Raw genomic sequence first — 2,399 nt, 5'->3', positions numbered from 1 at the left:
GGAGAGGTGCTCAAACAGCGCTAGCGTCTCGGTCTCCGCGACATTGAAGAACGTCTCTACCGAAGGATCATCTTGCAGGGTCGCTGAGGCCATACCATCTCAGCATTCACCCTGCTCTTTGGTGTGGTAATCGTTCTATGACACCCTCTTCATCGGGCTAGTGTTCGGATTCATCGGTGCAGGTGTGGTCTACCTCCGCACGAGCGACGAATTCACGAAATCGAACGCTCGGAACTCAGTGAACTGGTGGCTGTTCATGTTTGGCGCAGCCTTTGTACTCCTGGTTGTTGGCTTCATCCTCAGCACTCAAGGCGACATCTTCGTGATACTCGTTACGGCAATTGCCGCCGTTCTAGGGCTTATCAGTCTCGCATTCACTATCTGGGCGGCTGTCAAGGCTAATAGCGGCGAAGTCTGGGAGTACCCACTCGCACCCAATCTGATCTGAACACGTTATCAGCCCTTATTTGGTTTATTCGCGCTCGTCCCTCGGTGTCATCCTCGTGGGAATTGCCGATCAGATGCCCGGAGTCTCAGTTGAACAGGACATCCTCATCAACAGCCTCCTCGGCGCAATTAGACTGGTGATGATCGTGGATTCACTGTATCTTGAACGGTGAATCTCTTGCGGGGTCTGTTGTCAACGACGAAATGGGCGCGCCAGTCGCTGTGCGATGCGCTTCCCGTTCGAGCGGACGAACGCGACGCCACCAACCTTTGACTCATCGAGGGCGTACCGTTCGAGGTCGTCGCTCGGGCCCCCATCGACTCGGTAGACCATGCCGTCGTCGATGGCGACATCGAGTGCCTCGCGGACCCGTGATTCGGTGAGATCACAGGCGTCGGCGAGTTCCAGGACGGTTTTCGGGCCGTGCTTTAGCTCTTCGACGACGAGGTGGCCGTGATTCATCACGAGCATCATTTCGCTGGCATCCATGTCGTCGGGTGCATGGCTATTAGCCCCGTCAGCGAAGTCCTTGCGTGCGTCGAGGAAGAACCAGACGCCGATGAGCGAGGTTACTGCCGGAAACCACACCGGTCCACCCGTTCCGGCTGCGGCAGTGAGTTCCCACGCGAACCACGCGAGACTGGCAACGGTGATGAATGCGCCGAGGCCAACGCCTACCCAGCGACTATCGACCGTCGGCGTCTCTCTGAGAATCGAGATCGTCTCGACGAACGCAAGGCCGAGGGCGATGGCGAAAACCATCTCGAGATCTTGGGTGACGCCGTAGACGAGGGCGAGAAACGCGACCAGCGAGAGGACGTATCGACCAGTGAGGTGGTCTCGGGCGGTGCGGCCAATACTGGCGTCCATACGTGTACAACGTGCAGTTTCCTCATTACGGTACCGGTCTAAGGAGTCATAGAAATGTTCGCAGGGAGATTGCTTTCACCGCGTTTGGTTGAAGCAGTCGCTCAGTGGATATGTGTCTGTATCGGGAATGACCCAACGGTGACTGGCCTGCCCCGATGCGTAGGCAGTCGCCATAGATGCAACAGTGGAGTACAGCCACAAAAACGCATGGTGTCGGTGTCGGCGCTACGCGCGAATCAGTCGCCGTGCCCGAGACCACACGACGCTCAAAACGAGCATGCCCGCAATGACAACCGCGTAGTGCAGGGGGTCGGCGAGGAGTTCCGGAATCGATGCCAGCGAGTAGACGACGATAAGCGCGCCGAGCGCGACAACCGCGGTCGCACGGATTGGCGGCAGGTCGCCGAACTGGTAGCCCCAGGCGGCGACGAACGCGGCCAGCAGGATGAGCGACACGCCAAGTACGACGGGCGCAGTGAGCGTGACCATACGGATGCGTAGGGGTAGCTGTTATTAAGTGGTTTGTATGCATCTAGTAGCGACACTTCACCCCTCGATAGTGTAGCGAAAGGGCCTCAGAGAACGGATCACGTACCAGCGGTGCAGAGAATCGCTTGGCGGTAGATGCAAACTCTGCATCGGCCGTTCACGGATGGCCAGAACAGAGATTGTGAACTTTTCTATGACGCAGTAGTAAGGTCGGTGCTAATTTCACTGAGCGGGAGACTGTCCGGTCACCGAACGGTGGCCACGATGGTCGTGTCGAATCGGAGGAATTGCGTCGTACCGAACCGCTCACTCCGACCTCGGTGCGGAGTCTCCATCCTCGTAGGCGTCCTCGGTGGTGACGTCGAGGAAGACATCTTCGAGCGTGCTGTCTGCACCGGTTTCCAGCCGCTCGGTGAGTTCCTCCGGTGGGCCTTCAGCGACCAGTTCACCGTCGTAGAGAATGCCAACCTCAGTACATCACAAAGCCGGTTAGTTGAGACGTCTGCTTGCAGAAGGTGTGTCTAAAACCCAGCAAGCAGACGATGAAATCCACGAAGACCAACTGCTTAACTTCCTCGTCAACGCTCTTGAC

Annotated in this window: 3 protein-coding genes and 1 pseudogene; 1 reads left to right on the top strand and 3 read right to left on the bottom strand. The window is 57.5% G+C overall.

Annotated elements, in window-relative coordinates; all coding sequences use genetic code 11:
• The first annotated feature begins 160 nt into the window (after window positions 1-160).
• Entirely contained in the window at window positions 161-448 is a 288-nt protein-coding gene (locus tag LPA44_RS17895) for a DUF4870 domain-containing protein (RefSeq protein ID WP_330166508.1), read from the top strand.
• Between the two features lie 192 nt (window positions 449-640).
• On the opposite strand, the gene LPA44_RS17890 is transcribed toward LPA44_RS17895, so the two are convergent.
• The 3 genes and pseudogenes from LPA44_RS17890 to LPA44_RS17880 form a co-directional block, all read right to left on the bottom strand.
• Complete coding sequence (locus LPA44_RS17890; RefSeq protein ID WP_230890835.1) at window positions 641-1,318, bottom strand: helix-turn-helix domain-containing protein; 678 nt, start codon at window positions 1,316-1,318, stop codon at window positions 641-643.
• A gap of 225 nt (window positions 1,319-1,543) precedes the next feature.
• Window positions 1,544-1,807, bottom strand: a complete 264-nt coding sequence (locus LPA44_RS17885) for a hypothetical protein (protein WP_230890834.1) — start codon at window positions 1,805-1,807, stop codon at window positions 1,544-1,546.
• A gap of 306 nt (window positions 1,808-2,113) precedes the next feature.
• Window positions 2,114-2,278 (bottom strand): annotated as a pseudogene (locus LPA44_RS17880) (ABC transporter ATP-binding protein); the annotation flags it as partial.
• Window positions 2,279-2,399: the final 121 nt, after the last annotated feature.

This window comes from Halobacterium sp. KA-4 (assembly GCF_021028995.1).
In the GTDB taxonomy this organism is placed as follows: domain Archaea; phylum Halobacteriota; class Halobacteria; order Halobacteriales; family Halobacteriaceae; genus Halobacterium.
This window is presented reverse-complemented; position numbering and strand designations above follow the sequence as displayed.